Source organism: Sulfurisphaera sp. (assembly GCF_059755235.1).
The window spans coordinates 1-3,918 of the sequence record NZ_DBPRYF010000034.1 but is presented as its reverse complement, the minus strand read 5'-3'; the positions used below and the strand labels follow the sequence as shown (position 1 = coordinate 3,918).

The 3,918-nt window shown below is 33.2% G+C and carries 5 protein-coding genes; 2 read left to right on the top strand and 3 right to left on the bottom strand.

The window, feature by feature from the left end; translation table 11 throughout:
- Window positions 1–126 precede the first annotated feature (126 nt).
- Window positions 127–270, bottom strand: coding sequence for a hypothetical protein (locus tag AC3OCB_RS05665; protein WP_498341299.1), 144 nt, complete (start codon window positions 268–270; stop codon window positions 127–129).
- A 51-nt stretch (window positions 271–321) separates the two neighbouring features.
- Here AC3OCB_RS05665 and AC3OCB_RS05660 point away from each other — a divergent pair, with 51 nt between their 5' ends.
- Window positions 322–1,533, top strand: a complete 1,212-nt coding sequence (locus AC3OCB_RS05660) for an RNA-guided endonuclease TnpB family protein (protein ID WP_498341297.1) — start codon at window positions 322–324, stop codon at window positions 1,531–1,533.
- A 319-nt stretch (window positions 1,534–1,852) separates the two neighbouring features.
- Here AC3OCB_RS05660 and AC3OCB_RS05655 read toward each other — a convergent pair whose 3' ends face one another.
- Window positions 1,853–2,203, bottom strand: coding sequence for a hypothetical protein (locus tag AC3OCB_RS05655; protein WP_498341295.1), 351 nt, complete (start codon window positions 2,201–2,203; stop codon window positions 1,853–1,855).
- Window positions 2,204–2,555: 352 nt separating this feature from the next.
- Here AC3OCB_RS05655 and AC3OCB_RS05650 point away from each other — a divergent pair, with 352 nt between their 5' ends.
- Window positions 2,556–2,831, top strand: a complete 276-nt coding sequence (locus AC3OCB_RS05650; RefSeq protein WP_498341294.1) for a hypothetical protein — start codon at window positions 2,556–2,558, stop codon at window positions 2,829–2,831.
- A 543-nt stretch (window positions 2,832–3,374) separates the two neighbouring features.
- Here the strand turns inward: AC3OCB_RS05650 and AC3OCB_RS05645 are convergent.
- Window positions 3,375–3,918, bottom strand: a 544-nt coding sequence (locus AC3OCB_RS05645; RefSeq protein WP_498341293.1) for a glycosyltransferase, incomplete at its 5' end; no start/stop codon positions are given.

The following is a 3,918-nucleotide window of genomic DNA, read 5'->3' as shown; positions in this document are numbered from 1 at the left end:
TCAAGAGGAATTTCATACAACTTTTTCTTTAGAATAATTAATAATAGTTAAGAGTATATAAATTTATTGCTATATTGGAAACAGCCTTTTCCGGTTTTTAATGAACTCTCCTTATTTTACTTATTTTTAATCACTTTCCTCAATTACAATGACTTTCACTTTCTTTCCGTGTAGCTTTGCTAACTTCACTTGATACCCTTTTGGTGGATAAACTATGTACCCTTTCATAGCTCTTACAACTTTTCCCTCAAATACATATATAGTTGCCATAATCTAATATTTATACAAAAGTTTATAAGTCTGTATGCTAAACAAAAACTTGTGGAAACCACACAATCGATGAACCCGTTTATCCCCTCAAAGGAGGGGATGGGTGAGAAGTACAGGCTAGCGTTAAAAGCTGAGGTTGAAGTTTCAAACAGAGAGGAGTTGTTATGGGAGTTAATAGAGTATCGCTACAACTTGCAGAAACTTGTGGACGAGTTGTGGAGTCTAAAAGAGGTGCCTGGAGTTGGTCAATTACACGCAATGTTCTACGACAGATTGACAGAAGAGAGAGGTTACAGAGCACATGTGACAAGAATAATGTACAATAAAGCATCTAGTCTAGTTGATTCTGCAAGAGATAGTGGAGCTAAACATGAACCAATACTGAAAAGGCTGACTGCTGAGTTTGACAATCAAGACGCTAGAGTCGATCTGAAAAGGGGTGAGGTCAGAGTAATTTTTAAGAGAAAAGGCAAGTGGCTTACCCTCAGATTAAAGCACAGAAAGGAGTACATGGAGAAGTTTCAGAAATACAAATGGAAAGAAGTATTTGTATCATATCGTAACGGAGAGTTCTACGTTAGTATTGTTTTCGAAGTTGAATACAAACCATATTTTCCACGAGGTGCTATAGGGCTTGATGTTAACCTAGTAAAGTTAGTTTTTTACGACGGTAAAAAAGTAAGAAGGGAAGATACTCCATTCGTTAAAGCTTTATCATTAAGGGCAAAAGCTGAAGAGATTCAGAGAAAGTATCCAAAGAGATGGATGTACAACAAAAGAATATTAAACAGAGTGAGAGAACTTCACAGAAGAGCTAAAAACATCGTTGTAGACGGATCTAGGAAGTTTGCCAAAAAGTTTGTATTATTTGCGTTAAAAAAGAAAAATGCTATCACGTTAGAAGAACTAACTGGTTTAATAGAGGAGTTGAGGAGCATAAACAAACAGAATAGGTGGAAGACGTTGTACTTAGATTACCGCACACTTCAAAACTCGATAGTAACTAAGGCAATAGAATATAACGTCCCGATATACTTCGTAGACCCTAGAGGTACATCAAAGTTATGCTATAGGTGTGGTGCTGAGTTAGTGTTTTACGGCAGGCTAGGTGTTTGCCCTAGATGCGGATTCATAGCTGACAGAGACAAGAACGCATCTATGAATATTTACAAGAGGATGTGGGGGAGCCTTGGGTCTCTCCTGAACGCCCCTGCACTGAAGGATGAAACCAGACGGAGCAGGGGAAGAAAAATGAGGGGATGAGAGGAGCTGTGCTGAAGCTAACATCTCGTATTTAGAAGTAACGAGAAATATGCGGAAGTAAGCTCCTAACCCGAACCCTACGTTAAGATCAATCATTATACCATAAGTTTTTCTTATTTCTTCTTCTATCTGTTCTATGTCTTTTCTGTTTCCTTTTATGCTTAATGAGACTAAAATTCCGTTATCCCTCAAAGGGGTGAAACGTATCTTTTTCTCTTCTAATTTTCCTAAATAGACTGCCAGTATCCAAGTTTGTAAATGAAGAAAATCGTTCTCTGTCAATTTTATATACTCGTTATTTCTTGTCGCATTAAGCGTTCTAATATTTATTGAGTATATCTTTTTTTTCATAGTCGTAATATTCCTCAAAAGGAAATTTACCTAGACTTCTTTTTACAAATTCCCAATCTTTCTCCTCTTTCATGTATTTTTCTCTTTTATCAAGACCGAGTCCATAAATCAAAAGAACTAAAGAGATTGAAGGTACTAATGATTTATAAGTTTCTTTGTATTTTGATATTATCTTTGTAATTAATGTTTCGTCAAACGAAAAATAATCTGTTATTCTGATCCAGTCTCCATTAATGCTTTCAATTTTATTCTCTGCTATTAATCCTCTAATTTTTAAATCTTCAACGTCCTTCTTCAATAAATTTTTATTAATCTGCATATGATATATTTAGTTTTATAGCATAAATTTTTGCATATAAACTCTATTATGGTATTCTCTTTAGATACCTTAAAAGAACCATGTGCTAACAAAGAAAATTTTCATTAGTAATGTTATGATTACAACTATTGATTATATTTATTAAAATAAAAATGATCTAAGTCATTTTTAGTATATATCATAGAATTGAAAAATTTGAATAAATAGAGTCGTAAAAATCTATGAGACCAAGAATTGATATAGATCTTTTGCCTATAGGTCTGATTTTTATAATTTTCTGATATCAGCCCTTCAACTTCGTTTATATCTATTCAGAGCAAAGTTTATAAATTCGAAATTTTCAATTCCTCTTATGCAACTTGAAGAGATGAAGAGTTTACTTGATGAAAGCCTTATAGAAACTGTTAAGGCTCTTGGCTTCAATACTGGATTGGTAATTCCTACCAAAATTGTAGTAGACGTTGAGAAGTTTATTAGATTTATAATTAAGGATAAAAAAGAAATCTGTATTATTGCAAACAAAGAAAAAGTAAGCGAACTTTCATCTGTTATTAGATCATACAATATACCATATTATTTGTTAATTGATGATAATTTATCAGATCATATTGTTGTCTTTCATAAATAATAATTATTTCGGTTAGAATTAAAGAAAATTTCCTTGACAATTATAAATACTTATATTATATCTATATGTTGAGGAGTAATTAGGTTTGACTTCAAATAATAAAGGACTATAGTGATGATTAATAGTAAGAGTTGTATGGTCTGTATAATTAAGATTTAATTTGTCTTTCACGTTGGACATTTCAAGACTAAAGGAGGGCAAATAAGTTTAATCCTTATGGAAAAGCGAAATTTTGAGTATGTTGCGGTTTACGATAATTCATAATTATCAGCTAAAGATCATATAAAGATGGAAAGTGTTTAAAGCCATCACTGACTTATTGGCACATAGATTTAGACAAAAAATCATTACAATCATTTACATATCTTTACCCTCATTATGTCGAATTAAGAAGATATCTAATAGATAAAGATATGAAAGTAAACAAAAATTTACAAAGGGGTGCTCATTAGTAGTTAATTCCCTTGTATACAAAAAAGAAGTAGTCACACTAAATTACACGACCATTATTTTCTTTTCCTTGTAATTGTAGGCATTGTAGTGTTAAGAAGTATATTCTTTCATGAGTCTATCCATCGAACAGTATTGAGGGAACGTTAAGTAGGCATTGTAACCAACTTCATAATAGCTGTTTAAAGCTTGTTTTACCTTTTTAACGAAATCCTCATATTCATGGTCAAAAGTAATTACTGGAAGAAGTTCATCTCTGTCTGGTCCGTATAACCACCCATTATAACCATCCTTTATGATCTCTGGAACTGCTCCATCCCTTGAAGCAACACTTGGAACTCCATTGATCCCTGCTTTCATAAAACTAGTGCCACTAGCTTCCCACCCAGAAAAGGGTGTAAATGTCCAAACATCTGTACCCCATAATACTTGCTTCATTATCTGGGTATCAGCACCTTCTACAAATATCACGTTGCTCTTCCTCTGAGAGTACTCCTTAAACTTCTTTTCTAACTCTCTAGCATAATACTCTTGCGGATGAGCCTTTCCTCCAATAATAAAGAATGCGTCGTCTTTCAATTCATCTATTAAGCGTAAAATAAACTCTGGTCTTTTATACTGTGTTATTCTCCTTGAC